At 69.9% G+C, this 25597-nt stretch carries 28 protein-coding genes and 1 pseudogene; 18 read left to right on the top strand and 11 right to left on the bottom strand.

Going from position 1 to position 25597, the window contains the following annotated elements; genetic code table 11:
* Nucleotides 1-323 precede the first annotated feature (323 nt).
* From ABT063_RS41045 to ABT063_RS41035, 3 genes are all read right to left on the bottom strand, one after another.
* Nucleotides 324-1259 carry a DUF3825 domain-containing protein gene (locus tag ABT063_RS41045; RefSeq protein WP_351066018.1) on the bottom strand — a complete coding sequence of 312 codons (936 nt, stop codon included), beginning with the start codon at nt 1257-1259 and terminating at the stop codon, nt 324-326.
* Between the two features lie 101 nt (nt 1260-1360).
* Nucleotides 1361-1924, bottom strand: coding sequence for a peptide deformylase (locus ABT063_RS41040; protein WP_351066016.1), 564 nt, complete (start codon nt 1922-1924; stop codon nt 1361-1363).
* The gene (locus ABT063_RS41035) at nt 1921-2895 is read right to left on the bottom strand and encodes a helix-turn-helix domain-containing protein (protein ID WP_351066015.1); all 975 of its coding nucleotides are present in this window, start codon (nt 2893-2895) and stop codon (nt 1921-1923) included. Before ABT063_RS41035 ends, ABT063_RS41040 begins: the two co-directional genes overlap by 4 nt.
* Before the next feature lie 147 nt (nt 2896-3042).
* Here ABT063_RS41035 and ABT063_RS41030 point away from each other — a divergent pair, with 147 nt between their 5' ends.
* From ABT063_RS41030 to ABT063_RS41015, 4 genes are read left to right on the top strand one after another with little or no spacing between them, the layout of a single operon-like run.
* A complete protein-coding gene (locus tag ABT063_RS41030; protein ID WP_351066013.1) occupies nt 3043-4200 on the top strand; it encodes a glycosyltransferase in 1158 nt (385 codons plus the stop codon).
* Nucleotides 4197-4904 (top strand): hypothetical protein, encoded by a 708-nt coding sequence (locus ABT063_RS41025; protein ID WP_351066011.1) that lies wholly within the window; start codon nt 4197-4199, stop codon nt 4902-4904. The genes ABT063_RS41030 and ABT063_RS41025 overlap by 4 nt, the downstream gene beginning before the upstream one ends.
* Nucleotides 4901-6136 carry a glycosyltransferase gene (locus ABT063_RS41020; protein ID WP_351066009.1) on the top strand — a complete coding sequence of 412 codons (1236 nt, stop codon included), beginning with the start codon at nt 4901-4903 and terminating at the stop codon, nt 6134-6136. The genes ABT063_RS41025 and ABT063_RS41020 overlap by 4 nt, the downstream gene beginning before the upstream one ends.
* Complete coding sequence (locus ABT063_RS41015) at nt 6130-7053, top strand: glycosyltransferase family protein (protein ID WP_351066007.1); 924 nt, start codon at nt 6130-6132, stop codon at nt 7051-7053. The genes ABT063_RS41020 and ABT063_RS41015 overlap by 7 nt, the downstream gene beginning before the upstream one ends.
* On the opposite strand, the gene ABT063_RS41010 is transcribed toward ABT063_RS41015, so the two are convergent.
* Nucleotides 6990-7526, bottom strand: a complete 537-nt coding sequence (locus ABT063_RS41010) for a P-loop nucleotide/nucleoside kinase family protein (RefSeq protein ID WP_351066005.1) — start codon at nt 7524-7526, stop codon at nt 6990-6992. The two genes, ABT063_RS41015 and ABT063_RS41010, sit on opposite strands and share 64 nt — an antisense overlap.
* Nucleotides 7527-7894: 368 nt before the next feature.
* Here ABT063_RS41010 and ABT063_RS41005 point away from each other — a divergent pair, with 368 nt between their 5' ends.
* The 5 genes and pseudogenes from ABT063_RS41005 to ABT063_RS40985 all read left to right on the top strand — a co-directional run bounded on the left by ABT063_RS41005 (nt 7895) and on the right by ABT063_RS40985 (nt 13347).
* A complete protein-coding gene (locus ABT063_RS41005; protein ID WP_351066003.1) occupies nt 7895-8590 on the top strand; it encodes an FkbM family methyltransferase in 696 nt (231 codons plus the stop codon).
* Nucleotides 8591-8778: 188 nt separating this feature from the next.
* Nucleotides 8779-8895: pseudogene (locus ABT063_RS41000) on the top strand (SAM-dependent methyltransferase); the annotation flags it as partial.
* Nucleotides 8896-8926: 31 nt separating this feature from the next.
* Nucleotides 8927-9505 carry an HAD domain-containing protein gene (locus ABT063_RS40995; protein WP_351066001.1) on the top strand — a complete coding sequence of 193 codons (579 nt, stop codon included), beginning with the start codon at nt 8927-8929 and terminating at the stop codon, nt 9503-9505.
* 422 nt (nt 9506-9927) lie between these two features.
* The gene (locus tag ABT063_RS40990; protein ID WP_351065999.1) at nt 9928-11568 is read left to right on the top strand and encodes a penicillin-binding transpeptidase domain-containing protein; all 1641 of its coding nucleotides are present in this window, start codon (nt 9928-9930) and stop codon (nt 11566-11568) included.
* 96 nt (nt 11569-11664) lie between these two features.
* Nucleotides 11665-13347 (top strand): penicillin-binding transpeptidase domain-containing protein, encoded by a 1683-nt coding sequence (locus ABT063_RS40985; protein WP_351065997.1) that lies wholly within the window; start codon nt 11665-11667, stop codon nt 13345-13347.
* A gap of 3 nt (nt 13348-13350) precedes the next feature.
* On the opposite strand, the gene ABT063_RS40980 is transcribed toward ABT063_RS40985, so the two are convergent.
* Nucleotides 13351-13704 (bottom strand): SsgA family sporulation/cell division regulator, encoded by a 354-nt coding sequence (locus tag ABT063_RS40980; protein ID WP_351065995.1) that lies wholly within the window; start codon nt 13702-13704, stop codon nt 13351-13353.
* Nucleotides 13705-13888: 184 nt separating this feature from the next.
* Here ABT063_RS40980 and ABT063_RS40975 point away from each other — a divergent pair, with 184 nt between their 5' ends.
* The 6 genes from ABT063_RS40975 to ABT063_RS40950 all read left to right on the top strand — a co-directional run bounded on the left by ABT063_RS40975 (nt 13889) and on the right by ABT063_RS40950 (nt 18814).
* Nucleotides 13889-14962 (top strand): energy-coupling factor ABC transporter permease, encoded by a 1074-nt coding sequence (locus ABT063_RS40975; protein ID WP_351065993.1) that lies wholly within the window; start codon nt 13889-13891, stop codon nt 14960-14962.
* A 1-nt stretch (nt 14963) separates the two neighbouring features.
* Nucleotides 14964-15725 carry a cobalt ECF transporter T component CbiQ gene (gene cbiQ, locus ABT063_RS40970; protein WP_351065991.1) on the top strand — a complete coding sequence of 254 codons (762 nt, stop codon included), beginning with the start codon at nt 14964-14966 and terminating at the stop codon, nt 15723-15725.
* On the top strand, nt 15713-16480 hold the full coding sequence (locus ABT063_RS40965; RefSeq protein ID WP_351065989.1) for an energy-coupling factor ABC transporter ATP-binding protein: 768 nt from the start codon (nt 15713-15715) through the stop codon (nt 16478-16480). Before cbiQ ends, ABT063_RS40965 begins: the two co-directional genes overlap by 13 nt.
* A 10-nt stretch (nt 16481-16490) precedes the next feature.
* Entirely contained in the window at nt 16491-16952 is a 462-nt protein-coding gene (locus ABT063_RS40960) for a MarR family winged helix-turn-helix transcriptional regulator (protein WP_351065987.1), read from the top strand.
* 166 nt (nt 16953-17118) lie between these two features.
* Entirely contained in the window at nt 17119-17589 is a 471-nt protein-coding gene (locus tag ABT063_RS40955) for an organic hydroperoxide resistance protein (protein WP_351065985.1), read from the top strand.
* Between the two features lie 49 nt (nt 17590-17638).
* On the top strand, nt 17639-18814 hold the full coding sequence (locus tag ABT063_RS40950; RefSeq protein WP_351065983.1) for a serine hydrolase domain-containing protein: 1176 nt from the start codon (nt 17639-17641) through the stop codon (nt 18812-18814).
* 24 nt (nt 18815-18838) lie between these two features.
* Here the strand turns inward: ABT063_RS40950 and ABT063_RS40945 are convergent, their stop codons facing one another.
* The 4 genes from ABT063_RS40945 to ABT063_RS40930 form a co-directional block, all read right to left on the bottom strand.
* Nucleotides 18839-19114 (bottom strand): DUF1876 domain-containing protein, encoded by a 276-nt coding sequence (locus tag ABT063_RS40945; RefSeq protein WP_351065981.1) that lies wholly within the window; start codon nt 19112-19114, stop codon nt 18839-18841.
* A gap of 136 nt (nt 19115-19250) precedes the next feature.
* Complete coding sequence (locus ABT063_RS40940; protein ID WP_351065979.1) at nt 19251-19757, bottom strand: YbaK/EbsC family protein; 507 nt, start codon at nt 19755-19757, stop codon at nt 19251-19253.
* Between the two features lie 45 nt (nt 19758-19802).
* Nucleotides 19803-19991: a DUF397 domain-containing protein gene (locus ABT063_RS40935; protein WP_351065977.1), complete on the bottom strand. Its 189-nt coding sequence runs from the start codon at nt 19989-19991 to the stop codon at nt 19803-19805.
* Nucleotides 19988-20833 (bottom strand): helix-turn-helix domain-containing protein, encoded by an 846-nt coding sequence (locus ABT063_RS40930; protein WP_351065976.1) that lies wholly within the window; start codon nt 20831-20833, stop codon nt 19988-19990. Before ABT063_RS40930 ends, ABT063_RS40935 begins: the two co-directional genes overlap by 4 nt.
* Before the next feature lie 136 nt (nt 20834-20969).
* Here ABT063_RS40930 and ABT063_RS40925 point away from each other — a divergent pair, with 136 nt between their 5' ends.
* The 3 genes from ABT063_RS40925 to ABT063_RS40915 are packed head-to-tail and all read left to right on the top strand — an operon-like array spanning nt 20970 to nt 22579.
* A complete protein-coding gene (locus tag ABT063_RS40925) occupies nt 20970-21383 on the top strand; it encodes an ATP-binding protein (protein WP_351065974.1) in 414 nt (137 codons plus the stop codon).
* Nucleotides 21384-21424: 41 nt separating this feature from the next.
* Nucleotides 21425-22078 (top strand): GNAT family N-acetyltransferase, encoded by a 654-nt coding sequence (locus ABT063_RS40920; RefSeq protein ID WP_351065972.1) that lies wholly within the window; start codon nt 21425-21427, stop codon nt 22076-22078.
* A gap of 24 nt (nt 22079-22102) precedes the next feature.
* Nucleotides 22103-22579 carry a MarR family winged helix-turn-helix transcriptional regulator gene (locus ABT063_RS40915; protein ID WP_351065970.1) on the top strand — a complete coding sequence of 159 codons (477 nt, stop codon included), beginning with the start codon at nt 22103-22105 and terminating at the stop codon, nt 22577-22579.
* Between the two features lie 54 nt (nt 22580-22633).
* Here the strand turns inward: ABT063_RS40915 and ABT063_RS40910 are convergent, their stop codons facing one another.
* Both ABT063_RS40910 and ABT063_RS40905 read right to left on the bottom strand, forming a co-directional pair.
* Nucleotides 22634-24880, bottom strand: coding sequence for an MMPL family transporter (locus tag ABT063_RS40910; protein ID WP_351065968.1), 2247 nt, complete (start codon nt 24878-24880; stop codon nt 22634-22636).
* Between the two features lie 110 nt (nt 24881-24990).
* Nucleotides 24991-25590 (bottom strand): TetR/AcrR family transcriptional regulator, encoded by a 600-nt coding sequence (locus tag ABT063_RS40905; protein WP_351065967.1) that lies wholly within the window; start codon nt 25588-25590, stop codon nt 24991-24993.
* Nucleotides 25591-25597: the final 7 nt, after the last annotated feature.

Here is a 25597-nt window from a genome sequence, read left to right as displayed (position 1 = left end):
CCGAACCGCCGGCCATCAACGCCCGGACGGCGTAGGCATCCGCATCCCCAGTCATCAAGTCACGCGACGACATCCACAGGAATTGACAATTACTCCGACGTCGTGATGCTTCCAGCCTGTTGTCGCTGCAGAGACTGTGTCCCATGCAGGTCGTGTCGCTTTAGGAAGGCGACTGCGCCGGGAGTCGTGTCCCACCAGGAACGCGGGAAGTGTCTCGTTGCATGGAGCGAAAAATCTAGCAGCGTGGTGCACGTCACTACCAGGGGCTCTGGTAGTGACGCTGTTCTCATCTCCCTGATCCCGGACTCGTCAGCGGTGGACGCTTACGAGGTCTCGTCATCGCCAGCGGGTTGCAACCAGTCACTGTCGGGGCGAGCAAGCAACCTCGCGTTGTTGTATGCCATCGCGGTCGTGAGCACTGTGTGCCCGCGGTAGAACTCCCCCTGACGCGACACGACCAAGGCCAGGTCGACCGTGCTCTCGTCGAGGAGAGACAGGGGAAGCAGTAGTTGGACGGTGTCCTGCGCTGGGTACCAAGTCGGCACTGCTGCCTTGTAGTTACGGCGGACTCGGTCCTCCGCTCCAGCTACGGCACCCTTCAGTGCCATGCGAGCAAGGTGAGAGTTTCCCCGAAGGGGAGCAGGGAAGCGATCAAGGTTTCCCTGGTCGTTGAGAATATGGTCGACGCTCACGACAAGCTCCCGGCGCCAGTCATAGATATAATCCGCCGGGTTGTCGGTGTACGTCACGAAATCGGGCCGCAGGGACGGTGGGAAGTTGTCCATGAAGTCGCGGCTGCTGGCCACTCGCCACCCGACGAAGACCCAAGGCTGGCTGTCAAGCCGGTCATTGCGTCGAAAGAGGCCATAGATCGTCTCCTGCCGCGCAGTTGCCAGTCCTGTGTTGAACGCGGTGAACCCGCCGTCGGCGCCGGTCGAAATCTTGCTCTGCTGGCTCGCGCGCTCGAAAGTCCACCGGATGTAGTTGCGAAGGATGCGGTTGCCTCCCTGCGCCTCAGGACCTCGGCCATCCCAGCTCTCAGGCTCTGCCATTTCCTCCAAGCGGTCGAAGAGGTCAGGGTCGCCATCGCCGTCGCGGAGGCTGGCAGCAGAGCGCACGTAGCCCATGTGCGCGTAGTCGTAGAGGGCATTTCCCGATGGCCGGGACGGTCGCGCCGCGGACGGCAGCACGGGGCCATCGAAGTGCTGCTTCAAGCGAGCAAGGTCTGCTGGAGTTGCCGACTGATCCTGGGTGGTCACAAGAACCTTCTCAAGAGCTCGATATGGGAAGTACCTGGGGTCACGGTCCATGGCCGTCGTTCAGCGGGCCAGCGACTTGTTGAGCGGCTCACCTGACACCCCTACTCGTACGCCCACGCACGGCCGGTCTGCCTGTACTCCTCCACGGGGATCGGGTCGACGCCGGTTCGCATGCGGGCGGTGTACAGCAAGCCGTCGAGGTGATCGATCTCGTGATGGATGAGGCGGGCGAGGCCGCGTTCGTACACGGTGATCACCGTCTCGCCAGTCAGGGCCGTGGACTCGACAGTGATCTTCAGGGGGCGAGGAACGAGGCCGCGAACGTCGAAGAAGCTCAGACAGCCCTCGTACTGTTCGTCCGCCTCGGCGGAGCGGTCGGTGATCTTCGGGTTGAGCAGGATGATCGCCGGGGCATCGCCCGGCGGCAGCACGACGGCGGCGGCACGTCCGATGCCGATCTGAGGGGCCGCGATGCCCATGCCTTTGGCGAAGGGGTGGACCTGCCCGATCCGCTCCACGGCGGCGAACAACTCGTCCGTGACGCGCTCGGCCTCGTCGTGCTCGGCGGGCAGATCGAAGGCGCGGGCCGGTTCGGCGAGGATGCCGGCGCCGTGCTGGACGACGCCGAGGTCTCGCATCTGCTGGCTGGGCCGCACGTCAATCACCTGAACTCCCCTTGATCCGTGTCGTGTTCGGGCCGCGCCCGAAACCGCCACTCCAGACGGTACCGAGCGTGCAGGGCGGGTGTGGTCGTGATCCACGTGAATTGCCGTAGCTCACCGTCGTCGCTGCGGACGGGCGGGGTTCGCAGCGGGGAGGCTTCGGCGGTCATGGACGTTTCGGTGCCCCACACGACCGGGTCGAGGGCGGCGGGGAAGACGAGTTGGACTTCGAGCTGTTCGGTGGGCAGGCGTACGGCCCGCTGGAACCAGTTGCCCCACTTGTCGTCGCCGACGGTGTAGGCGTACTCGATCCACACGGACTCGCCCGGGTAGAGCGGGAAGCGTCCGTGTTCGTTGTCGAACACCAGCCAGACTTCTTTGAAGGCGTCACGGTCGTGTTTCACCTGCCGGCTCATTGCCTCGCCCCGGCAGGTCGCGGTGAGGGCGAGTTCGTGCCAGGTCAGCGGGTGTGCCCGGTAGTGGGCGTTTGAGCGTTCGGGATCGCCGGGGTAGCGGTCCACGGAGATCCGGATCAGGTAGCGAGTCACCGGCTCCTCGCCGGTGTTCCGCAGTCGGCGGCGCATGGTCAGCCGGTACTTGCTGCCGTCGTACTGGAGCCGGGCGGCGTCGTGTTCGACGACGAGGGCCGATCCGGTCGCGTACGGCTGCTCGGGCCTACGCTGGGCGGGCGGCGTGACCGCCGGACGCCGGGCACGGGCCTTCGCCTTCTCGTATTCGGACCAGCGTCGCCAGATCGCCTTCGCGGCGTTCAGGGCTTCGTCGGCGAGGCGTGAGAACTCCTCGGTGGGCTTGTGGCGGCCCGACTCCACGTGGCTGACGTAGGACGGGTCGAAGCCCATGGCTTGGGCTAACGCCCGCTTGGACATGCCGCGTACTTCCCGCCACCGCGCCACCTCGGCCGCGTAGTTCTCGGCCGCCTGCTCGACGGTGATCTCGTCGTCTTGCGTGCCCATCAAAGGCCGCCCCCGCGTCACTTGTTGGTGAGCATGAATGAACCGTGAGTGATCCGAGTTCATCATCCCGTCACGGCCCGCGTCGCCGGTTTCCTTCCCTCACCGGCCCGGATCGACCCTCCGGGCAAAGCGAGGGAGGCGACGCACATGCGCGTGTTGTACCTGCTCAACATCTCCAATCCTGACCGGCTTTCGGCCGACTCGGGGTGGATCTTCGCGGACCTGCTCGCCCCGGCCCTGGCGGACGCCGGGGCCGAGGTGACCGTCGCGGCGCCGGCGGCGGCCGGGGATTCCCGATGCGGTTTCCACCAGACGAAGGTGCCGGGGACGAAGTACCGGGCCCGGTTCTCCGCGGACATCGACGAACTGGTGGCGCTGATCCGGGAGACGAGGCCGGATGCTGTGGTGGCCAACCAGATCGAGGAGGCCCCGGCGATCCGCACGGCCCTGCTGGAAGCCGGATCCAACACACTGCTGGCCGGGTACTGCCACTACCTGCCGTTCTCCTTCACCAGCGGCGGTCAGCTCCTGCTGGACCCATCCCTGAACGACGCAGGTCTCGGACGGCCGGTGCTACTGGCGTTCGCCGCCGGGCTCGCCGCCTGCGACCGAGTGATGGTCCACTCCTCCACGGCCGCCTCCTGGGTATCGGCCGCCGCCGCCCGGATGACCGTGGACCTCGGCGAGAAGCTGCGGGTGGTGCCCGCACCGCGCGACGACCGCCTGGTCCGCGCTCCCGCCACCACCCAGCCCGTCTCCGGCGCCGGTGCGATCGGCATGTACAACCACCGGCTGTACGCGCACTACGGCACCGAGCAGTTCGTGCACCTGGCCCGTGACCTGGTCGCCTCCGGTCATCTCCGGCTGCGGGTGATGGACCTGTTCGGCCAGCGCCGTCCCGAGCGCACGGGCCTGGACAACAGCCCCGAGAAGATGCGCGACCAGCTTTCCGCGCTGCCGCACGTTCAGATCGTCTCCGACCGGGGTGACCGCGTCCGCTACAAGAACCTGCTCGCCGGCGCCCGCTTCGGCATCGCCCCCTTCCGCCCCGGCTGCCCCTGGTCCATGAGTGTCATCGACTGCCAGGGCATGGGCCTTCCGGTCATCTCCCCGCGCCTGGGCTGGCTCGCCGAGCACATCGACACCGAGATGTGCTTCGACACCCCGGCCGAGGCCGTCGCCCTGGCCGAACGCCTCGCCACCGACGACGAGTTCCACGCCCTGCACGCCAAGCGCGCTTACGCCTCCACCGCCGACTACGCCCCCGCTCTGGTCGCCGCCCGCTACCTGGAGGCTCTCTCGTGACGACCAGGTTCGACGCGGTGCTCCTCTCCTACGACGAACCGATGGCCAACTCCCTCCACGCCCGCCTGCAAAGAACACTCGGCGGCACGGTCAAGCGCCTGCACGGCGTGCACGGGATGCGCCGGGCCTACCGGCTGTGCGCCGAGGTCATCGACCGCGAGCAGTTCTTCCTCGCCGACGGCGACTTCGCCATCGACACCGACTTCGACCCCGCCATGGTCGAGCCGCTGGGCGAGGGCGTGTCCATGCGGGTGTGGCGGGCGGTCAACCCGGTCAACGGCCTCACCTACGGCTACGGCGGCCTGAAGCTGATCCGCCGCAGTGCCCTGCGAGAGATGGGCGAGGCGGTGGACGTGCTCGCCGCCCTCCCGGGCCGCATCGAGTTCGCCGAACAGAGCGCGGGCATCACCCGGTTCAACCAGAGCCCCTTCCACGCTTGGAAGGCAGGTTTCCGGGAGTGCGCGATGCTCGCCCGCGGCAGCGAGTACGGCATGGCCGACGACGACGCCCGCGAGCGGGTGGAGGCATGGACCACGAGCCGGGACGGCGAGTTCGCCGCCTACGCCGCCACCGGAGCCCAAGAGGGCGTCGCCTTCGCCCGTGGAGCCGCCCGCGCCCCCAAGCTGTTTGACCACCTCAACGACCCCACCTGGCTGCGGGACCGCTTCACCGCCGCCCACGGGGACCAGGCGGTCTCAGGATGACCGGTCCGCTCGTACTCATCGAGCCGTACGCGAACCGCCTGGGCGGCCACCACCAGCGCACACTGACCGCGCTCGCCCAGGCCCGGCCCGGCAGCCTGGCCATCGCCCCGCACGGGATCGCCCGCGAGATGGTCACGGCCCTGCGCGAAGCCGGCACCCGGCTGGCGACCGCCCCGGCCGGGCGAGCGGCGGCCGTCCTGCTGGCCGCATCCCGCCTCGCAGCCGGGCTCTCCACTGCCGGGCAGCGCATCTTCCGCTCGCGCCGATGGCCCCGCCGCCTGCGGCGGCTGCCGCACCAGGTCACTCTCATCGCCCGCTGCCTGGCCGAGGCGTCGGCCCTGCGGACCGCCCGCCGCCTTCAGCCCGGCGCCGGGGCGGTAGTGATCCTGACCGCGAGCGAGGCCCTGCACGGGGCCGCCGCCCTCCTCGGGGGCCAACCACACCTGCGGTTCGTCCACGAACAGGTCACCACCGAGGACGCCGCCGTACGGCTCCTCGGGCGGCTCGGCCGCCGGGGTGAGGGGCACGTCATCGCGGTGTATCCGACGCGGGCGGTGGGCGATCAGATGGCGGCGGCCTTCCCGGATCTGCCTGCGGTGGTGCGGGCCTTCGCGGTCGACGACGGCCGCCGCCTGACCAACGCCGAACGCGAGGGCGGCCGGACGGTCTTCGGTATCCCCGCCGCCGAAGCCGTGGTGTGCCTGGTGGGCGGCTGGTGGCCCTACAAGGACATCGCCGTCGTCGATGCCGCCCTGGCCCGGCTGAAGGAACCGCTGCACCTCGTGGTCACCGGGGCGCCGCTCGACGAAGCCGTTCTTGAGCGGTGGCGGGCCCTGCCTGGCCTGCGCCTGCACACTGTGTCCGGCTCTGTCACGGACACCGTGCTGCGGCTGGTCTATGCCGCAGCCGACGCCGCCCTGGTCGCCCGGCACCCCGGCATCGGCAAGGAATCCGGGCTCGTGATGGACGCTGCCCGACTCGGCGTCCCCCTGATCGTCTCCGACCACGACGGCGCTCTCACCGGTCGGCTTTGCGGCCAGCCCTGGGCCCTGACCTTCCCCGCCGGCGACCCAGACGGCCTCGCCGACGCCCTGCACACCGTCATCCGCCAGCCACCCGCCCGGCCCGGCACCGAGGCGCCCCGCCTACTGGGCATGCGGACGGCCGACGAGCAGGCCGACTTCCTCACCCACACCTTCGCCTCCCTGCGTACGAAGGAGTCACGATGCTGATCACACCTCCTCCGCTGGTCTCCGTCATCGGCCCCGTCGAAGTCCCGCTGCTGGCCGCCTGGGTCCGCCACTACCGGCTCCTGGGCATCGAGCGGTTCCTCATCGCCTTCCACTTCCCCGAACACGTCCCCGACCAGCGGCGGCACGAACTCCATGCCGCCAGCCGCGAGTTGGGCATCATCCCCACCGCCACCAGCAGCGGCCCGTGGCACGAGCACACCAACAGCGAACTCAGGGACGCCCTGCGACAGCAGGCCGGGCCCGGCTGGCACCTGCTCGCCGACGCCGACGAGTTCCAGCAGTACCCCGCCCCGCTGGACGAGATGATCGCCCAGGCAGAGCACGCCGGGCACCGCGTGGTGGGCGGGCTGATGCTCGACCGCGTCACCGCCGACGGCTCACTGACCGGCTGGGACCCGCAGACGGGCCTGGACGCGGCGTATCCGCTCGGCGCCTTCCTCACCCACCAGCTCCTGCGCGGCGACCCCCGCAAGATCGTGCTCGCGCACTCCAGCGTCGCCGTGGCCTCCGGCAACCACCGTGCCGAGGGCCACCGCCCCGCCAACCGGCCACCGGTCGCCGTCCACCACTTCAAGTGGCGCGATGGCGTACGCCAGGACATCGGGCGGCGGGCCGTGCACTCGGCGGACGGCACCTGGAAGACCGCGTCCCCGGCCCGGCTCGCCGAGGCCCACCGCCTGCTCCAGCACCTTCACCGGCACGGCGGCCGGATCGCGGTCGACGCCCCGCACCTGGGCTTCCAGCCTGTCTCACTCCAGACCATCCCCGACTGGTGGGCGTTGCAGGCGACACGGCTGGTGACCACCTGGCGGCCACCGACCTCAGGGGAGGGTCAGAACCAGCCGGGCTCGATGATCTCCTCGCCCTCGCCCTCGGGTGGCTCGAACCGGGCGTAGAAGTCGTCAAGCGCCGACTCCGTGACGGTCAGCGCGTTGGCGTCCTCACGCAGGTTGCGCTCCTCAAGACGCCGCAGCAGCTCGGCCCGCTCGACAGGGAAGTACAACAACTGCGGCCGACCACCCGCCTCTTCGACGAGCTTCTTCCACTCTCGGCGGGCCGACCGCAGCCACAGGCCGTGGTCCAGTACGACGTCCCGGCCTGCCGCAACCAGCTCCACCAGGCGCTCACGCACCTCGGCGACCACCGGCGCCTCCAGGGCGAAGTAATCCCGCTCCGGATAATCCACGCCGTAGCTGCCGTGCCGGGCGTGAACCAGCTCGTCCACCGACAGCCGCACCGCTCCGGCCGGCTCCAGCCGCCGCTGGGCGTACGTGGTCTTGCCCGACCCGGTCAGCCCGACCAGCAGATACACCACCGGCCCGGCCTCCCGACCGCGGTCAGCGACCCGGCTGGGCTCCACCGCCTTCACCCGCGCCCTCTCCTCCCCGCGCTCTGTGGATTGCTCCGGGAGCCCAGCCTGCCACCCTTCCGCCCGCAGCGCGGCCGAACGACCGCGCCCCACCCCAGGGAGATCCGCCGTGACCCCACCGTTCGCGCTCAGAGCCCTGCGTGCGTACGTGCGGTATGCGCCGGGCTGCCTCGGCAAGCCGTGGCTGGCCGGGCACCTGAGCGAATACCTCAAGCAACACCCGCTCACCACGACCGCCCGCACCCGCACCGTCTTCCCCGTGGCGACCAGCGATGTCATTCAGCGCTACCTCTGGCTGTTCGGCACATGGGAGCCGCACCTAACCGCATGGATGCGCAACCGCATCACTCCGGGCGACCTCGTGATCGATGCCGGCGCACACGGGCTATTTCACGCTGCTGGCCTCCCAGCTCGTCGGCCCCACCGGCCGCGTCGTCGCGATCGAACCCTCCCCGGCCTTCCACCAGACCCTGACGGCGAACATCGAGGCCAACGGGTGCGCCAACGTCCGCACGGTGAACGCCGCGGTGTCCGACGCCGTAGGCAGGAAGACGTTCTACCTGGAGCGCTCCACCAACCTCGGCGGCACCACCTCAGTCCTCCCGCGCACCGTGGTCTCCTCGTTCGAAGCGGACGCGGCGCCGCTGCCCCAGCTCGTCACCGAGGATGAGCTTGCCGCCGCCTGCCTGATCAAGATCGATGTAGAGGGCGGCGAGGCTGCGGCCGTGCGTGGGCTGGCCCCGGTCCTGGGCCGGCTGCGCCACGACGCCGAGCTGGTTATCGAGGTCACCCCCCGGACGCTGGCCAAGCAGGGACAGCAGGTCGACGACGTGCTTGCGCCCCTGCGCGAGCACGGGTTCCACGTCTACCGGCTGGCCAACGACTATTCCGCAGCCAGCTACCCGGCAGCCCTGCGCAGGCCCGCGCCTGCCGTGCGGTGGCACGGGTCGATCACGGAGATGAGCGACCCGGTCTTCTCCCGCACCGACGCCGAGACTCTGCCTCCCCTCATCGGACGGGTCAGGCGCTCAACAGCCAGGCTGCGGGGCCCCTGGGCAGTATGAGTCTCAGCTGCACGACCCGTACGGGGCCGTACCGCTGCGCGCTGCGGGCAAGTGGCGGATGTTACCGACGGTGTCAGCCTGCCCCCGCAGACGCTCGATCTCCTCGTGCTGGGCGGCCAGCCTGGAGATCGCGAGGGCCTTGAAGGCCGCGAGCTCGGCGAGATCCGCGTCCCGTTCGGCGAGCCACCCGTTGGGAGAAACACCTCGACCGCGCGGGCCTCTGGCTCACCTCGGCCCAAGAGTTCCACGACGCCCGTATGAGCCACTGGCCCGCCACTTTGCTGATCACCGCGCGCAAGCTCTGACCCCGCCCCCCGGCTCCCTGTGGAGGAACCAATGCGCCCGCCCTACCTGCTCCTCGACATCGACGGCGTCCTCATCCCCTTCCCGGACGCTGCAGGGGCCAGTCCGGCGACCCACAACAGGCACGACGTCGTGCCCACTGACCGGAGCGCCGACGACCCGGTCACCGTCTGGCTCAACCCTGCGCATGGCCTCTTGCTCATGCACGTGATCCAGACCGGCCTGGTCACCCCCGTCTGGTGCACCAGCTGGCGCCACGATGCCACCACCCTGATCGGCCCACTCCTCGGTCTCCCGACCCTGCCGTACGTCGACCTCCCACGCCCACAGATCACCACCAGCCACCCCCACGGGTACCTGTGGAAACGCGACCATGTCGACACCTGGCTCGGCGACACGCCCGTCATCTGGATCGACGACGACTTCACCGGCCTCGACCACGAATGGGCCGCAGAACGCACCGCACGCGGCCCAGCGACCTCGCTTGTCCAGCCTGATCCCCACGTCGGGCTGCTGGCCGAGCACCTGGTCGAGGTCCTGGCTTGGGCCGCGCTGGTGACCGTTGCACGGGCCGATGTCCCAGCCGTTCCACGTGTAGCCGAAGCCGCATAGCGGTGACAAGCCACAGGAAGCACTGATGCCCTCGCCACCGCGAACAGGGAGGGCATTAGCCTGGCTTGGCAGTGCCAACTGGGCACACGGAGCACCTGGTGCCTACCGGCGCTGTCGGTGCTGTTTTCAGTAGCGTCGGCCGCGTCCTGCCCTGTTCGGCGGCCGTCGGTAAGGGACAGACGCTGCCGCAGGCCCGGCCACCGACACCCGCTGGTCCAGCGGCTCACAGCGCTCGCAACGTGCCTGGCCGAGCTCGGATCCGCTACGGCCGCCTGATCACCGTTCCTCAACAACTTCGCACAGCAAAAGCAAACACCCGTTACACAAGTCACCCCTTCCACATAGAGTGCGAACCACAGCAAGCCTTTTCTGAACGCGTTCAGAAGACGCGAGGGAAGGCGCGAACGGGGAGGGGACGCCCAATGGCCAGGGGGGTAAAGGCTGCCGTCGTCGGCAGTGTGTTCGCCGTGATGGTCGGTGGGGCCGGGTACGGCGCCTACAACATCATGTCCGCGCTGAACGGCGACGGGGGGAGCGCGCCCGGTGCGGCCGGGCCCGCGCCGGTGAAGAGCGGGCCGCCGAGTGCGGACGAGGTCAAGGACACGACGGCGAAGTTCTTCGCGGCCTGGCAGAAGGGGGACGCGGCGACCGCGGCGTCGTACACGAACAACGACACGGTGGCCGAGCCACTGCTGACGGCATACGGCCAGGCCGCCCACATCAGCGACGTGAAGATCACGCCGGGTACGGCGTCCGGCGCCACCATCCCCTACACGGTGAAGGCGAAGGTGGCGTACGAGGGCAGGTCCAAGCCTCTGACGTACAAGAGCGAGTTGACCGTCGTGCGCGGGGTCTCCACCGGGCGGGCGCTGGTCGACTGGCAGCCCTCCGTGATCCACCCGGAGCTGCGGCGGGACGACACCCTCGTCACCGGAGAGTCGGCGAACCCGCCGATCGAGGCCGTGGACCGGAACGGGACCGTGCTGACGGAGAAGAAGTACCCCTCCCTCGGTCCGGTCCTGGACGCCCTGCGCGGCAAGTACGGCGACAAGGCCGGCGGCACGCCCGGCATCGAGCTGGTGATCCGGCACGCCGACGAGGCCGCCGCCGACACCCCGCTGCTGACCCTCGCCGAGGGCAAGCCGGGCAAGCTGGAGACCACGATCAGCGCGAGCGCGCAGGCGGCGGCCGAGAAGGCGGTGAAGCAGTACGACCAGTCGTCGGTGGTGGCCGTCAAGCCGAGCACCGGTGAGGTTCTGGCCGTGGCCAACAACCGCACGGACGCCTTCAACGCCGCCTTCGAAGGGCGCGTCGCCCCCGGCTCCACCATGAAGATCATCACCGCGGCGATGCTCATAGACAACGGCGTGACCTCGATGAACGGCCCGGCGCCCTGCGAGGACTCCGCCGTCTGGCAGAGCCAGACCTTCAAGAACATCACCGGCATGAAGGCCAACCCGAACGCCACGCTCGCCAACAGCTTCACGCAGTCCTGCAACACCGCCTTCATCAAGCTGATCGACGAGAAGCCGCTCACCGACGAGTCGCTGACCACCGAGGCCCAGACCCGGTTCGGGCTCGGCCGGGACGACTGGAAGACCGGCATCGTCTCCTTCGACGGCAGTGTCCCGGCGGTGAGCGGCCCGGACCGCGCCGCCAATGCGATAGGGCAGGGACAGGTCCAGATGAGCCCGCTGAACATGGCCTCGGTGACGGCCACCGCGATCACCGGCGAGTTCCGCCAGCCCTACCTGGTCTCGCCGGAGCTCGACGGCCGGCAGATAGCCACCGCCAAGGGGCTGCCGTCCAGCACGGCCGCCCAGTTGAAGCAGATGATGCGGCTGACCGCGACCCAGGGCACCGCCGCCGAGGCGATGGCCGGGCTCGGCGGGGACATCGGCGCGAAGACCGGTTCCGCCGAGGTCGACGGGAACGCCAAGTCCGACAGCTGGTTCACCGGATTCCGGGGCGACCTCGCCGCGGCGGCCATGACCGAGGAGGGCGGCCACGGCGGCGACGCGGCCGGTCCGATTGTCGCAGCCGTGCTACGAGCGGGCGGCTGATCTCGGCCCGCGAAGGACGGGACTCTAGGGTGGTTGCCGTCGTTGGGACTGAAGAGGGCAACGGGGACCCTGGGATTCCGGAGGAGATCTAAGGCTGTGGGACAGAGAAAGCGCGTCGCCGAGCGACGGAACACGAAGCCCGCCGTGATCGGCGGGATGATCGCCGTGGTCGTCGCCGGTGCCGGCTTCGGCGTCTACGCGCTGTACGACGGCGGAGCGGCCGCCGACGACGGCACGCGGACGACGTCCACCGGCGCCGACCAGAAGGCGAAGGACGTCCCGTCCGGCCCGCTCTCCGCGACCGAGGTCACCACCACGGCCCAGGCGTTCCTCACGGCCTGGCAGCAGGGCAAGGTCACCGCCGCGGCCGCCGCCACGGACGACTCCGCGGCTGCCACCAAGCTGCTGACCGGCTACACCAAGGACGCCCACATCAAGGACGTCACGCTCACGCCGGGCACCCGCACCGGCGACAAGGTCCCCTTCACGGTGAAGGGGACGGTGACGTACAAGGACACCGGCAAGCCGCTGACGTACGACAGCGCGCTCACCGTCGTACGGCGCGAGGCCGACGGAAAGCCGCTGGTCGACTGGCACTCCTCGGTCGTCCACCCCGACCTCCAGGACGGCGACACCCTGGTCACCGGCGAGTCCGGGACCCCGCCGATCAAGGCGGTCGACCGGGACGGCGGCGAACTGACGGAGGACAAGTACCCGTCGATGGGTACGGTCCTCGACGGGCTGCGCGAGAAGTACGGCAAGACGGCCGGCGGCAAGGCGGGCGTCGAACTGCGCGTGATCCGCGGCAAGTCGGCGAAGTCTGCCGAGTCCTCCGACAAGACCCTGCTGGAGCTCAGCAAGGGCACGCCGGGCACGGTGAAGACGACCCTGGACCCGGCGCTCCAGGCGGCGGCGGAGAATCAGGTGGCCAAGAAGGCACGGTCGTCGGTCGTCGTACTGCGTCCGTCGACCGGCGAGATCCTGGCGGCCGCGAACGCCTCCAAGGGCTTCAACGTGGCGTTCCAGGGCTCCCTCGCCCCCGGCTCCACGATGAAGGTCATCACCTCCTCGCTGCTGATCGAGAAGGGCCTGGCGTCGGCGGACAAGACGCATCCGTGCCCGAAGTACTTCACGTACGGCGGATGGAAGTTCCAGAACGACGACAAGTTCGAGATCAAGGACGGCACCTTCAAGGCGAGCTTCGCCCGCTCCTGCAACACGGCCTTCATCAGCCAGGCGCCCGAGCTGAAGAACGACGACCTGACCAAGCAGGCCCAGCAGGTCTTCGGCCTGGGGCTGAACAACTGGGCCATCGGCGTGCCGTCCTTCGACGGCGCGGTGCCGGTGCAGTCGCAGGCCCAGATGGCGGCCTCGCTCATCGGCCAGGGCGCGGTCCGGATGAACCCGCTGAACATGGCATCGGTGTCGGCGACGGTCCAGGCCGGCACCTTCCACCAGCCCTACCTGGTGTCCCCGTCGGTCGACAACCGCAAGCTGGCGACCGCCTCCCGCACGATGTCCGCCACGGCCCTCTCCCAGCTGCGGGAGCTGATGTCGTACACGGCGGCCTACGGTACGGCGGCCGAGGCGATGTCCGGGGTCACGGGCAACGTCGGCGCGAAGACGGGCTCGGCGGAGGTCGACGGCCAGAAGAAGCCGAACGGCTGGTTCACCGCCTACCGGGGCGACCTCGCGGCCGCGGGCGTGGTCCAGCAGGGCGGTCACGGCGGCGAGACGGCGGGACCGATCGTGGCGGCCCTGCTGAAGGCAGGCGGCTGAGCCTCAGCTCGTGACGGGTGACGCCGTCGCCATGTACGTCCGCCGCAGGAACCTGAGCAGCGCCTTCGTATCGAACTGCACCACCGAGACGCCCTGCGGGGTGTGGAACTCGACCACGGCCTGCACGCGCCCGCACGGCCACACACGGACCTCTCCGCTGCCGACCGGTGCGCGCAGGCCCTGCTCGAGGAGCGAGCGCGAGAAAGTCCACTCGTCGTGGGTCCCGGGCAGGCCGACCCGTACCGAGCGCGGGTCGGCGTCGGGGTCGTAGCGCAGGACCACCGGGATCGCCTCGTCCTCCGGAAAGTCCGCATCCGTGACGATATGGGCTCGTGCGTACTGCTCGACTACAGACATCGTGACGGCCCTCTCACGCTGCGTAACCTGTGTGGAAGCTGTGCATCCGCTCCCCTTCCAATGTCGCACATTTCCTGGATTCCGCCCCCGGGACCGGACGGTTGCCCGCTCGGCCGGTCGCGCGTGACTGTTCGCGGCGCATCTCTCTTGCAAGCCGTTCGCAACAAGCCACTATCATCGAACGGTGCATGTGCCTGATGGATTTATCGACGCCCCCACCTCCGTAGCGACCGGGGCGGTCGCCGCGGCCGCCGTCGCCGTGAGCCTGCGCGGCGCCCGCCGCGAGCTGGACGAGCGCACCGCGCCGCTGGCCGGCCTGGTGGCCGCGTTCATTTTCGCCGTGCAGATGCTCAACTTCCCCGTCGCGGCGGGAACAAGCGGCCATCTGCTCGGCGGCGCGCTCGCCGCGATACTCGTCGGCCCCTACACAGGGGTCCTGTGCGTCTCCGTCGTCCTGCTGATGCAGGGCATCCTCTTCGCGGACGGCGGTCTGACCGCGCTCGGCGTGAACATCACGTGCATGGCGATCGTCACGACGGTCATCGCGTACGGCGTCTTCCGCGGGCTGGTGAAGGTCCTGCCGCGCGCCCGCCGTTCGGTGACCGTCGCCTCCTTCGTCGCCGCGCTGCTCTCGGTCCCGGCCGCGGCCCTCGCCTTCACGCTCCTGTACGCCGTCGGCGGCACCACGGACGTCCCGATCGGCAAGGTCGCCACCGCCATGATCGGCGTGCACCTCCTGATCGGCATCGGTGAGGCCACCATCACGGCCCTCACCGTCGGCGCCGTCATCGCCGTACGCCCGGACCTCGTATACGGCGCGCGCGGCCTGAAGCAGAAGCTGAAGCTGCGGGTGAACGGCGAACTCGTCGACGTCCCCGCAGCGGAACCGGCCGCCCCGGTGGCCGCCCGCTCCCACCGCAAGGTGTGGGCGATCGGCCTGGTCACCTCGCTCGTCCTGGCCGGATTCGTCAGCTTCTACGCCTCCGCCAACCCCGACGGCCTGGAGAAGGTCGCCGCCGACAAGGGCATCGACAACAAGACCGAGGAGCACGCCACCGCGGACTCCCCGCTCGCCGACTACGGCGTCAAGGACGTCGAGGACGCCCGGTTGTCCGGCGGCCTGGCGGGCGTGATCGGCGTCGGCGTCACCGTCGTCGCGGGCAGCGCGGTGTTCTGGGCGGTGCGCAGGCGCCGTACGGACGACGCCTCCCCCACGGCCGTTGCGAACACGGCCGTAGAGAACACAGAGAACGCCTGACATGGGCGCCGGGCACGCGCACAGGCTCTACCGGCACGGGCACTCGCCCGTGCACGCCCTGCCGCCGCACACCAAGCTCGCGGCGGTCTTCGCCTTCGTCGTGGTCGTCGTGTCGACCCCGCGGGAGGCGATGTGGGCGTTCGGCCTGTACGCCGTGCTGCTGGGCGTCGTCGCGTACGTCGCCCGCGTGCCCGCCGGCTTCCTGCTCAAGCGGCTGCTGATCGAGGTGCCGTTCGTGGCCTTCGCCGTGCTCCTGCCGTTCGTGGCGGAGGGCGAGCAGGTCGAGGTGCTCGGGATGTCGCTGAGCGTCAGCGGACTGTGGGGCGCCTGGAACGTGCTCGCCAAGGGCACCCTCGGCGTCGCCGCCTCCGTCCTCCTCGCCTCCACCACCGAGCTGCGTGAACTCCTGCTGGGACTGCAGCGGTTGAAGCTCCCGCCGTTGCTCGTGCAGATCGCCTCCTTCATGATCCGTTACGGCGACGTCATCGCGGACGAGATGCGGCGGATGCGGATCGCGCGGGAGTCCCGGGGCTTCGAGGCGAGCGGCGTCAAGCACTGGGGCGTACTGGCCAAGTCCGCGGGGGCGCTCTTCATCCGCTCCTACGAGCGCGGCGAGCGCGTGCACCTGGCCATGGTCAGCCGCGGGTACGCCGGTTCCATGCCGGTCATCGACGAGGCGACCGCGTCCCGGGCGCAGTGGTCGTACGCCCTCGCCCTCCCCGTCGCCGCCCTTGTCGTCTGCGTGTTGGGATGGTCACTGTGACAGCTTCACTGGAAGTGGCCGGACTGGCCTTCGCGTATCCCGACGGCCACCAGGCCCTGTTCGGCGTCGACTTCCGCGTCGCGCGCGGCGAGCGGGTCGCGCTGCTCGGACCGAACGGCGCCGGCAAGACCACCCTCGTCCTCCACCTCAACGGCATCCTGACCGGCGGCACCGGCACGGTGAAGGTCGCCGGGCTGCCCGTCGGCAAGCAGCACATGGCCGAGATCCGGCGCAAGGTCGGCATCGTCTTCCAGGATCCGGACGACCAATTGTTCATGCCGACCGTGCGGGAGGACGTGGCCTTCGGGCCGGCGGCGGCCGGGGTGAAGGGGCCCGAGCTGGAGGCGCGCGTGGACCGGGCGCTGGAGCGGGTCGGCATGGCGGAGTTCAAGGAGCGGCCCCCGCACCACCTCTCCTTCGGCCAGCGGCGCCGGGTGGCGGTCGCGACCGTCCTCGCCATGGAGCCGGAGATCCTCGTCCTCGACGAGCCGTCCTCCAACCTCGACCCGGCCTCCCGCCGCGAACTGGCCGACATCCTGCGGTCGTTGGACGTGACGGTGCTGATGGTCACGCACGACCTGCCGTACGCGCTGGAGCTGTGCCCGCGCTCCCTGATCCTGAGCGAGGGCACGATCGCGGCCGACGGCAAGACGGCGGAGCTGCTCTCCGACGACGAGCTGATGCGGGCCCACCGGCTGGAGCTGCCGTTCGGTTTCGACCCGCGTTCGGTGCCTGCCGCGCCGGGCCGTCCGTGACAATGGGCGCGTGACGAACCAAGAGGACGCCGGGTCCCTGCTGCTGGACGACCAGCTGTGCTTCGCGCTGTACGCCGCCCAGCGCGCGGTGACGGCCGCGTACCGCCCGCTCCTCGACGAGCTCGGCCTCACCTACCCGCAGTACCTCGTGCTGCTGGCGCTGTGGGAGCGCGGTGAGACGACGGTCAAGGAACTGGCCGGCGCGCTACGGCTCGACTACGGCACGATGTCACCGCTGCTGAAGCGGCTGGAGTCGGCGGGGCTCGTGCGCCGGGAGCGCGCGGCGCGGGATGAGCGCTCGGTGCTGGTCGCGTGCACGGGGCGGGCGGAGGAGCTGAGGGAGCGCGCGGCGCGCGTGCCCGGCGCGCTGCTCGCGGCGACCGAGCTCGACGGTGCGGAGGTCGCGCGGTTGCGCGAGGAGTTGTGGCGGCTGGCGGAGAGGGCCGGGGCGGCCGCGGACCGTACTCGCTGACCCCGTACTCGCTGATCCCGTACTCGCGGACCCGGTACTCGCGGATCCAGTACTCGCTGAGCTCGGGTTACCCACGGTTGCTACCCCCTGGTAATCGGCGGATCACTACCGGCCGGTACCTTGTGCGCGATGCATTTGCGCGCACCTGTTCCGGGGGGAGCCGGCCATGACTGAAGACACCGCCGTCGGCACAGCGGTCGACGCCGCTGTCGACGCCCGTCCGTCGAAGATCGTGTACGTCGCCGAGGCCACCGCGCACGGCGGCCGGGACGGCTATGTCACCAGCCAGGACGGCCAGATCGAGCTGAAGGTCGCGATGCCGCCGGAGCTGGGCGGCGACGGCAACGGCACCAACCCGGAGCAGCTGTTCGCGGCCGGCTACAGCTCCTGCTTCCACAACGCGCTGGTCCTGGTCGGCCGCCGGGCGGGCTTCGACCTGACCGGCTCCACGGTCGCCGCGAAGGTCGGCATCGGCCCCAACAAGCAGCGCGGCTACGGCCTCGCGGTCGCCCTCAGCGTCTCCCTCCCCGTCCTGGACGCGGACATCGCGGCGAAGCTGGTGGACGCGGCCCACGAGGTCTGCCCGTACTCGAACGCGACCCGCGGGAACATCGACGTGACGATTCTGCTTGGCTGAGAGAGGCGCGGGCGACGGGCGCGACTTCAGCGGGACGAGGAGTACGGACGTGGATGTGAACGGCACAGTGGCCGAGGGCTTCGAGCCGGTCGGGGACGCGTTCGTACGGAACTTCGAGGCGCTCGGGGACCGGGGCGCGGCCGTCGCCGTGTACCGGGACGGCCGCAAGGTCGTCGACCTATGGGCCGGCACGCGCGATGTCGACGGCACCGAGCCGTGGGAGCGGGGCACGGCCCAGATCATGCGCTCCGCGACCAAGGGCGTCGCCGCCGCCGTACCGCTGCTGCTGCGTCAGCGCGGGGAGCTGGACCTGGACGCGCCGGTCGGCGAGTACTGGCCGGAGTTCAAGGCGCGCGGCAAGGAGCGGGTGCTGGTGCGGCACGTGCTGAACCATCGGGCCGGGCTCCCGGTGCTCGACCGGCCGCTCACGCCGGACGAGGCCCTGCGGCCTTCGAAGGGCCCCGAGGCCGTCGCCGCCCAAGCCCCCGTCTGGGCGCCCGGCACGGATCACGGCTATCACGCGCTGACGTACGGCTGGATGCTCGACGAGTTGGTGCGGCGCGTGACCGGCATGGGGACCGGCGAGTGGATCGCGGCGGAGATCGCCGGGCCGCTCGGCCTGGACCTGTGGCTGGGGCTGCCGGCGGACGAGGAGGCGGCGGGCCGGACGGGCCGCGTCGGCCGGATCGAGACGGCTGAATCCGGCACCGGGGCGGGCCTGCGCCTCCGCCCGAAGCGTTCGGTCACCCAGGCCTACGACGACCCGGCCTCCCTCACCCGCCGGGCCTTCGCCGCGATCACCCCCTTCCCCGACCAGAACGACCCGGCGTACCGCGCGACGGCCCTGCCCGCGACCAACGGCATCGCGACGGCCGACGGACTGGCTCGCTTCTACGCGGCGCTGATCAGCGAGGTCGACGGCGCAAGGCTTTTCGACCCGGCCACGGTGGAGCTGGCCCGGACCGAGGAGTCGGCGGGACCGGACCGCGTCCTCGTGGTCAACACCCGTTTCGGCCTCGGCTACATGCTGCACGGCAGCGCGTCGCCCCTCCTCGGCCCGGGTTCCTTCGGCCACCCGGGCCGGGGCGGCGCCCTCGGCTTCGCCGACCCGGAGACCGGCATCGCCTTCGGTTATGTGACCAACGGTTTCCGCAAGACGGTGACGGCGGACCCGCGGGCCCAGGCGTTGGTCCGGGCGGTGCGGGGCGCCGCCGCACCGGCGTAGGCAGCGGCGTTACGGCCTGACGGATCAGACGTGGATCGGGTGGGACGTCCGCCCGGACGCCTCGTCGATCTCGCGATGTGCCTTGGTCAGCAGCTCCATCGCGAGTTCGTTGAGGGCCCGTGCGCCGGCGATCTCCTCCCCCACCCTCGGCTGATTCGGGTCGGTGTGGTGGCGGCTGGCGTGTCCGTGGGCCCGCACCTCGGTGCCATCGGGCAGACGTACCAGCGCGGCCGCCTTCGTGTGCTGATCGTCCTCCTGGAACTCGAGCTCGACGTGCCATCCCACAGCGGTGTGCATCATGACGATCACCTCCGGAATATCTGCTTCCAGAGTGCTCCTTCAGGCCTGCCGACGACTAGTCGGGCTCCCCGTGTTCCTCGGTTCGCGGCGCGGGCCCGGACGGCTTCGTGCGGGCGGGGTGGCCGACTGGTCCGGGTCACGCGGTGCGCTCGCGCACGTCCGCCACGGTGGCGCCGGCGTGCGCGACAAGGTCCTTGGGCTCCATGGGGAAGACGGCGTGCGGGTTGCCGGCGGCGGCCCACACGATGTCGTGGTCGAGCAGCGACCGGTCGGCGAGGACCCGGGTCCTGTTCCGGTGCCCGAAGGGCGGCACGCCGCCGATGGCGTACCCGGTCGTCTCCCGTACGACGTCGGCCTTGGCCCGCGTGACCTTCTCGGCGCCGAGCTCCTGTCGGACGAGCTCCGCATCGACGCGGGACGCGCCGTCCATGAGGACCAGCACGGGTACCCCGTCCGCCGCGAAGATCAGCGACTTACAGATCTGGCTCAACTCGCACCCGACCGCCGCGGCGGCCTCGGCGGCGGTACGGGTGGCGTCCGGGAAGCGGCGGATCTCCAGACCCTCAAGCCCCAGCTCGCGCAGGGCTTCGGCGAAACGGGGGTGGGCTCCGGAGTCTTCGGTGTCACTGGCGGTCGTCGTCATGGACGGCACGCTAGCGGTGCGTGTACGGGGCAGGCGACCGGGTTGTCAGGGCTGTGAAACGTACGCGACGAAGTGCGTCCAGACAGCCGGAGCGGCTGTGAGGTGGGGAGTGTCGGGAGTCTTGGAGTCACGGACGTGGACGGTGGCGGGGGTGGTGGCCACCTCGACGCAGTCGTTGGGGTCGCTGCTGCTGCTATAGCTGCTCTTGAACCAGTGGAGTTCCGTGGCGCTCATAGTCTCCCCAGCGCTTGCTCGATAAAGGTCAGCGACTCCCTCGGCGGGAGGGCCTGGGCCCGGATCATTCCATACCGCAGTTCGAGGATCCGCAGATCCCTCAGGTCAGAGACGGGGCGGCCATTGAACGCGCCGTCCGAACGTCCGAGCGCCGTACCGTCCCCGAACTTCAGCACCTCGATCAGACCCTGCATTCCGGAGTGCTCCTCTCGGTCGGTCGGCATGACCTGAATCGAGACGTTTCGCAACTGCCCTACTTCCAGGAGGTGTTCGAGCTGTCGGCGCAGGACCATTTTCCCTCCGAGTGGGCGTTCCAGCGTCACCTGCTCCTGAATAAAGCTGAGCAACGGGGCGGGCTCGCGCTCGAAGATCGACTTGCGGGCAACGCGTCCCGCGGTCCCACGCTCCACCATGTCGACGGACAGCGGGGGCTGCTGCATCTCGATCAACGCCTTCGCGTACTCCGGCGTCTGCAACAACCCATGGATGTTGTGGTTGCTGTACAGCAGCAGCTCGACGGCACGCGCCTCCAGCTCCGCCAACTCACGGACCTTCTTCGGGTACCGCGCCCTCAACATATCGTCACGGAACGCCTTCAGGTGCCCGCCCGCCCGCAGCACTTCGTCGGCCTTGTCCAAGAAGTCCGGCCGGGGAATCCGTACCCCGCGCTCCACCTTGCGGATCAGATCCTCGCCGTACCCCATGACATCAGCGAAGTCGGCCACCCGCATCCCGATTGCTTCACGGCTCAGCTTGACCAGCCGCCCCACGGCCTCGACCACCGGCGCGATCTCGTCACCCGGCTCAATATCCCAACCCGCCTCGTCCGCACCCTCGTTCATGTCCACCTCCAACGCGCACCCGTACCCGTACGTCACCTGAGACAGCCGAGACAGCGCAGGACAAAGCCAGGACAGTCACCGTACGCACAGGCGCCGTCACTCATCCACGTAAGCAGAATCCGCCACTCTGAGTGACATGAATCAAGAAGTCGCCGCCCCCGTCCGCAACTTCACGGTGCTCCTGTCCCCCACGCCCCGCGGCGCCCGCCTCGCCCGCCTCCTCGCAACGGAGCAACTCCGCGCCTGGGACCTCCCGCTGGACACCGCACCTCAGATCGTCGCCGAGCTCGCCATCAACGCGGCCACCCACGGCCGCGTCCCCGGAAGAGACTTCCGCCTGACCCTCTACGTCGTCGGCGGCACCCTTCGTATCGAGGTCACGGACACCCGGGGTGACCGCCACCCCCACCTCGCCCCGGCCACCCCGGACGCCGAATCCGGCCGAGGTCTCCTCCTCGTGGACGCCCTCGCCGACCGCTGGGGCGTCACCCCAGGCCCGCATCCCCGCAAAACGGTCTGGGCGGAGTTGAACCGTTGTCGGCCAAAGTGAACGGAGTTGCGAGAGCGCTCCCGACCAAGCACCGTACGACGATGACTTCGGCACCCGCATCCGAACCCGCACCCGCGATACGCCCCTACGCCCCCGCCGACCGCCCCGCCCTCGACGACATCTGCGTCCGCACCGCCCACGTCGGCCGGGACAGCCGCCCTCACTACGCCGACCCCGGCATCTTCCCGGCGATCTTCGCGGCACCATACGTCCACCTGGAGCCGGACCTGGCCTTCGTCCTGGACGACGGTCACGGACAAGCCGTCGGCTACATCCTCGGCACCGCGGACACGCCTCGTTTCGTCGAGGACTACCGGGCGAAGTGGCTGCCCCTGGTCGCCGACCGGTACCCGGAGCCGAAGGCCCCGCCCCGCACCCCGGACGACGAGATCGTCCCCCTCCTCCACCATCCCGAACGCATGCTCGTGCCGGCGGTCGCCGCCTACCCGGCCCACCTCCACATCGACCTGCTCCCCGACCGGCAGGGGCGTGGATACGGGCGGGCCCTGATGGAGACCTTCCTCGTCGCCCTGCACAAGAAGGGCGTACCGGCCGTGCACCTCTCCATGCTCACCGCCAACACCCCCGCCCGGTCCTTCTACGACCGTCTCGGCTTCCATGAGATCGAGGTGCCGGACGCCGACTCGACGGAGGTCACCTACCTCGGGCGCTCGACAAGCCCTGACTCTCGATAAAGGTAGCCATGTACCGTATCCACCGTGAGTGACGCACCGAAGGCCCCCTCCCCCACCCCCGGCTACCTCGTCTGGCGCCTCGCCAACAAGTGGCGTACCGCCGTCGACCAGGCCCTCGCCCCGCTGAACCTGACCCACGCCCAGTACGTCCTGCTGGCCTCCCTGGGCGGGATGGAGCGGGCGGGGCGGCGGCCGAGCCAGCGGGAGCTCGCCGACTACACGGGTCTCGAGGCGCTGTACGTGTCGAAGCTGGCCCGTTCCCTGGAGGCGGCCGGGCTCATCCGCCGTACCCGGGACGCGGAGGACACCCGAGTCGTACGGCTGGCGCTGACCGGCGAGGGGCGGGCGGCCGTGCGGCCGGCCGTGGACGCCGTACAGGTGCTGCTCGACCAGCTCCTCGCTCCTCTCGGCGGGCTGGACGATCCGCAGACCGAGGACTTCAAGCGCACCCTGACCGCCCTCCTCGACACCCCGCTGGGCCCGGCACAAGAAAGCCGGTGAGGGCACCCCGTCCCCACGGAGCCCTCACCGGCTGGTCCTGCCGGAGCTGTCGCGTCAGGCGCGGACCAGTTCCTTCTTCTCGTCCGGATCCGCGTCGCCGGCCTTCTCCGGGTCGTCCAGGGTACGCAGGCCCTCGCCCTCGACGTCGACGTTCGGCAGGGCGCGGTCCAGCCACTTCGGCAGCCACCAGGCCTTCTTGCCGAGCAGGGCGAGCACCGCCGGGACGATCGCCATGCGGACGACGAACGCGTCGAAGAAGACCGCGATCGCGAGGCCGAAGCCGATCATCTTGATCATCGACTCGCTGGAGCTGATGAAGCCGCCAAAGACGGCCATCATGATGACCGCGGCGGCGGCCACGACCCGGGCACTGTGCCTGAAGCCGGTCACCACGGCCTGGCTCGGCGACTCGCCATGGACGTACGCCTCCCGCATGCGGGTCACGAGGAACACCTCGTAGTCCATCGCGAGACCGAAGACCACGCCCACCATGAAGATCGGCATCATCGACATGATCGGGCCGGTCTCCTCGACGCCGATCAGGCCGGAGAGCCAGCCCCACTGGAAGACCGCGACCACGGCACCGAGCGCGGCGAGCACGCTGAGCAGGAAGCCGAGGGCCGCCTTCAGCGGGACCAGGATGGAGCGGAAGACCACGATGAGGAGGAGGAAGGCGAGGCCCACCACCAGGGCCAGGTACGGGACCAGCGCGTCGGTGAGCTTCTGCGAGAAGTCGATGTTCATCGCGGTGGTGCCGGTGACCAGGACCCTCGCGCCCGTGTCGGCCTTGACGTCGGCGCCCTTGTCACGGATGGCGTGCACCAGGTCCTCGGTCTGCGTCGAGGACGGTTTGGAGTCCGGGATCACGGTGATCGTCGCGGTGTCGCCCGCCTTGTTGAAGGCAGCCGGGGTGACCGTCACGACGTCCTTGAGACCCTTGATCCCGTCGGTCACCGTGGTGGCCGCCGCCTTGGGGTCGTCGCTGTCCTTGGCGTCGACCACGATCATCAGGGGGCCGTTGAAGCCCGGTCCGAAGCCCTCCGACAGCAGGTCGTACGCCCGGCGCTGTGTCGTGGACGTCGGCTGGGAGCCGTCGTCGGGCAGGCCCAGCTCCAGCTGGGTGGCCGGGACCGCGATCGCACCCAGGCCGACCACGCCGAGCAGCAGCACGGCGACCGGACGGCGGATGACGAAGCTCGCCCAGCGGGTGCCCATGCCGGGCTTGGCCCGCGCCTCGGACTTCTCGGGCGCCTCGGACTTGTCGCCGCCACGCCGCTTGCGCTTCTCGCCCGTCGGCCGGACCCTCTTGCCCGCGTACCCGAGCAGCGCCGGGATCATGGTCAGCGCGATGAGGACGGCGACCACGACCGTGCCCGCCGCCGCGAGGCCCATCTTGGTCAGCATCGGGACACCGACGACCGAGAGGCCCGCGAGTGCGATCACGACGGTGAGACCCGCGAAGACCACGGCCGAGCCGGCGGTGCCGGTGGCGCGGCCGGCCGCCTCCTCGCGGTCGCGGCCCTCGGCCAGCTCGCCCCGGTAGCGCGAGACGATGAACAGCGCGTAGTCGATGCCGACCGCGAGGCCGATCATCAAGGCGAGCGTGGAGGTGGTGTCGCCGAGGTCGAGCGCGTTGGCGAGGGCGGTGATGGTGGAGACGCCGATGCCGACACCGATGATCGCGGTCAGCAGTGGCAGTCCGGCGGCGACCAGCGAGCCCAGGGTGAGGACGAGGACGACCGCGGCGATGGCGAGGCCGATGACCTCACCGATGGCCCCCGCCTCGGCCGCGGCCTGCAGGGCGTCACCTCCGACGTCGACGGTCAGCCCGGTGGCCCGGGCCTCGTCCGCGGCCGCCTCCAGGGCGTCCCTGGTCGAGTCCTCCAGCTCCATGCCGGGGACGTCGTACCTCACCGAGGTGTAGGCGACCGTGCCGTCCTTGCTCACGGCGTTCGTCGTGAACGGGTCGGTGACGGAGACGACCTCGGAGCCGTCGCCCAGTTCCTTGACGGTCTTCGCGACGGTCGCCTTGTTGTCGGCGTCCGTCATCTTCTCGCCGTCGGGTGCCTTGAAGACGATGCGTCCGGTCGCTCCGTCGGCGCTGGCGCCGGGGAAACGCTGTTCCAGCAGGTCGAAGGCCTTCTGCGCCTCGGTGCCGGGGATCGAGAAGGAGGTGGTGCCCGGGGCGGGCGCGGAGGCCGCGCCGACGCCCGCGAGCGTCAGCAGGGCCACCCAGATCAGGGCGACGAAATGCCGTCGCCGGAAGGCGAGCCGGCCGAGTTTATAGAGGAACGTGGCCACGAGGGCGTACTCCCGGTCAGGTCGTGGGTCTTCAGGGCAGGGATGATCAGCCCGACGACGTGAGCGGTCGCGTCAGGTGCTGCTGAGCACTGCGAAGTGCTGGGGAGAACTCAGGTGGTGGATGCGCCGAGGGCGGGGAGGACCACGGCGTCGATGTACGAACGCAGGAACTCCTGCGTGGGCGGCAGTTCGTCGATCAGCGTGCGGGCGATGAAGGCGCCGGCCAGCATGTGCACGATGTAGTCCAGCGCGGGGGAGTCGGCCGGGATCTCACCGCGGTCGATCGAGCGCTGCATGACCCGCCGGAACTCGCCCATCTCCGGATCGACGAGCAGTTCCTTGAGCGCCCGCATCAGATCCGGATTGGAGTGCGCCGCCATGGCCAGTGCCCGCATCAGGCCGGAGTTCCGCTCCATGGTGCAGTCGTCCTCGCGGGACACCAGGGTGTGGAGGTCGCCCCGGAGGGATCCGGTGTCGACATCGCCGATGTTGCCCGGCTTGTTGTGCCGCATGGCCTTCACGACCAGCTCGGGCTTGCCGCCCCACTGGCGGTAGAGCGTGGCCTTGCTGGATCGCGTGCGGGCGGCCACGGCGTCCATGGTGAGGGCGTCGTAGCCGACCTCGCGGAGCAGGTCGAGCACGGCCTCGTACAACTCGGCCTCGCGCTCGGGGGTGATCCGGCTGCGACGCGTCGCTGCGACCTCAGTCATTCCGCTC

Origin of the sequence: Streptomyces sp. NPDC002838, from assembly GCF_040295365.1 — a bacterium.
GTDB lineage: Bacteria > Actinomycetota > Actinomycetes > Streptomycetales > Streptomycetaceae > Streptomyces.
The sequence above is the reverse complement of the archived record's forward strand: the minus strand, read 5'-3'. Positions and strand labels throughout refer to the sequence as shown.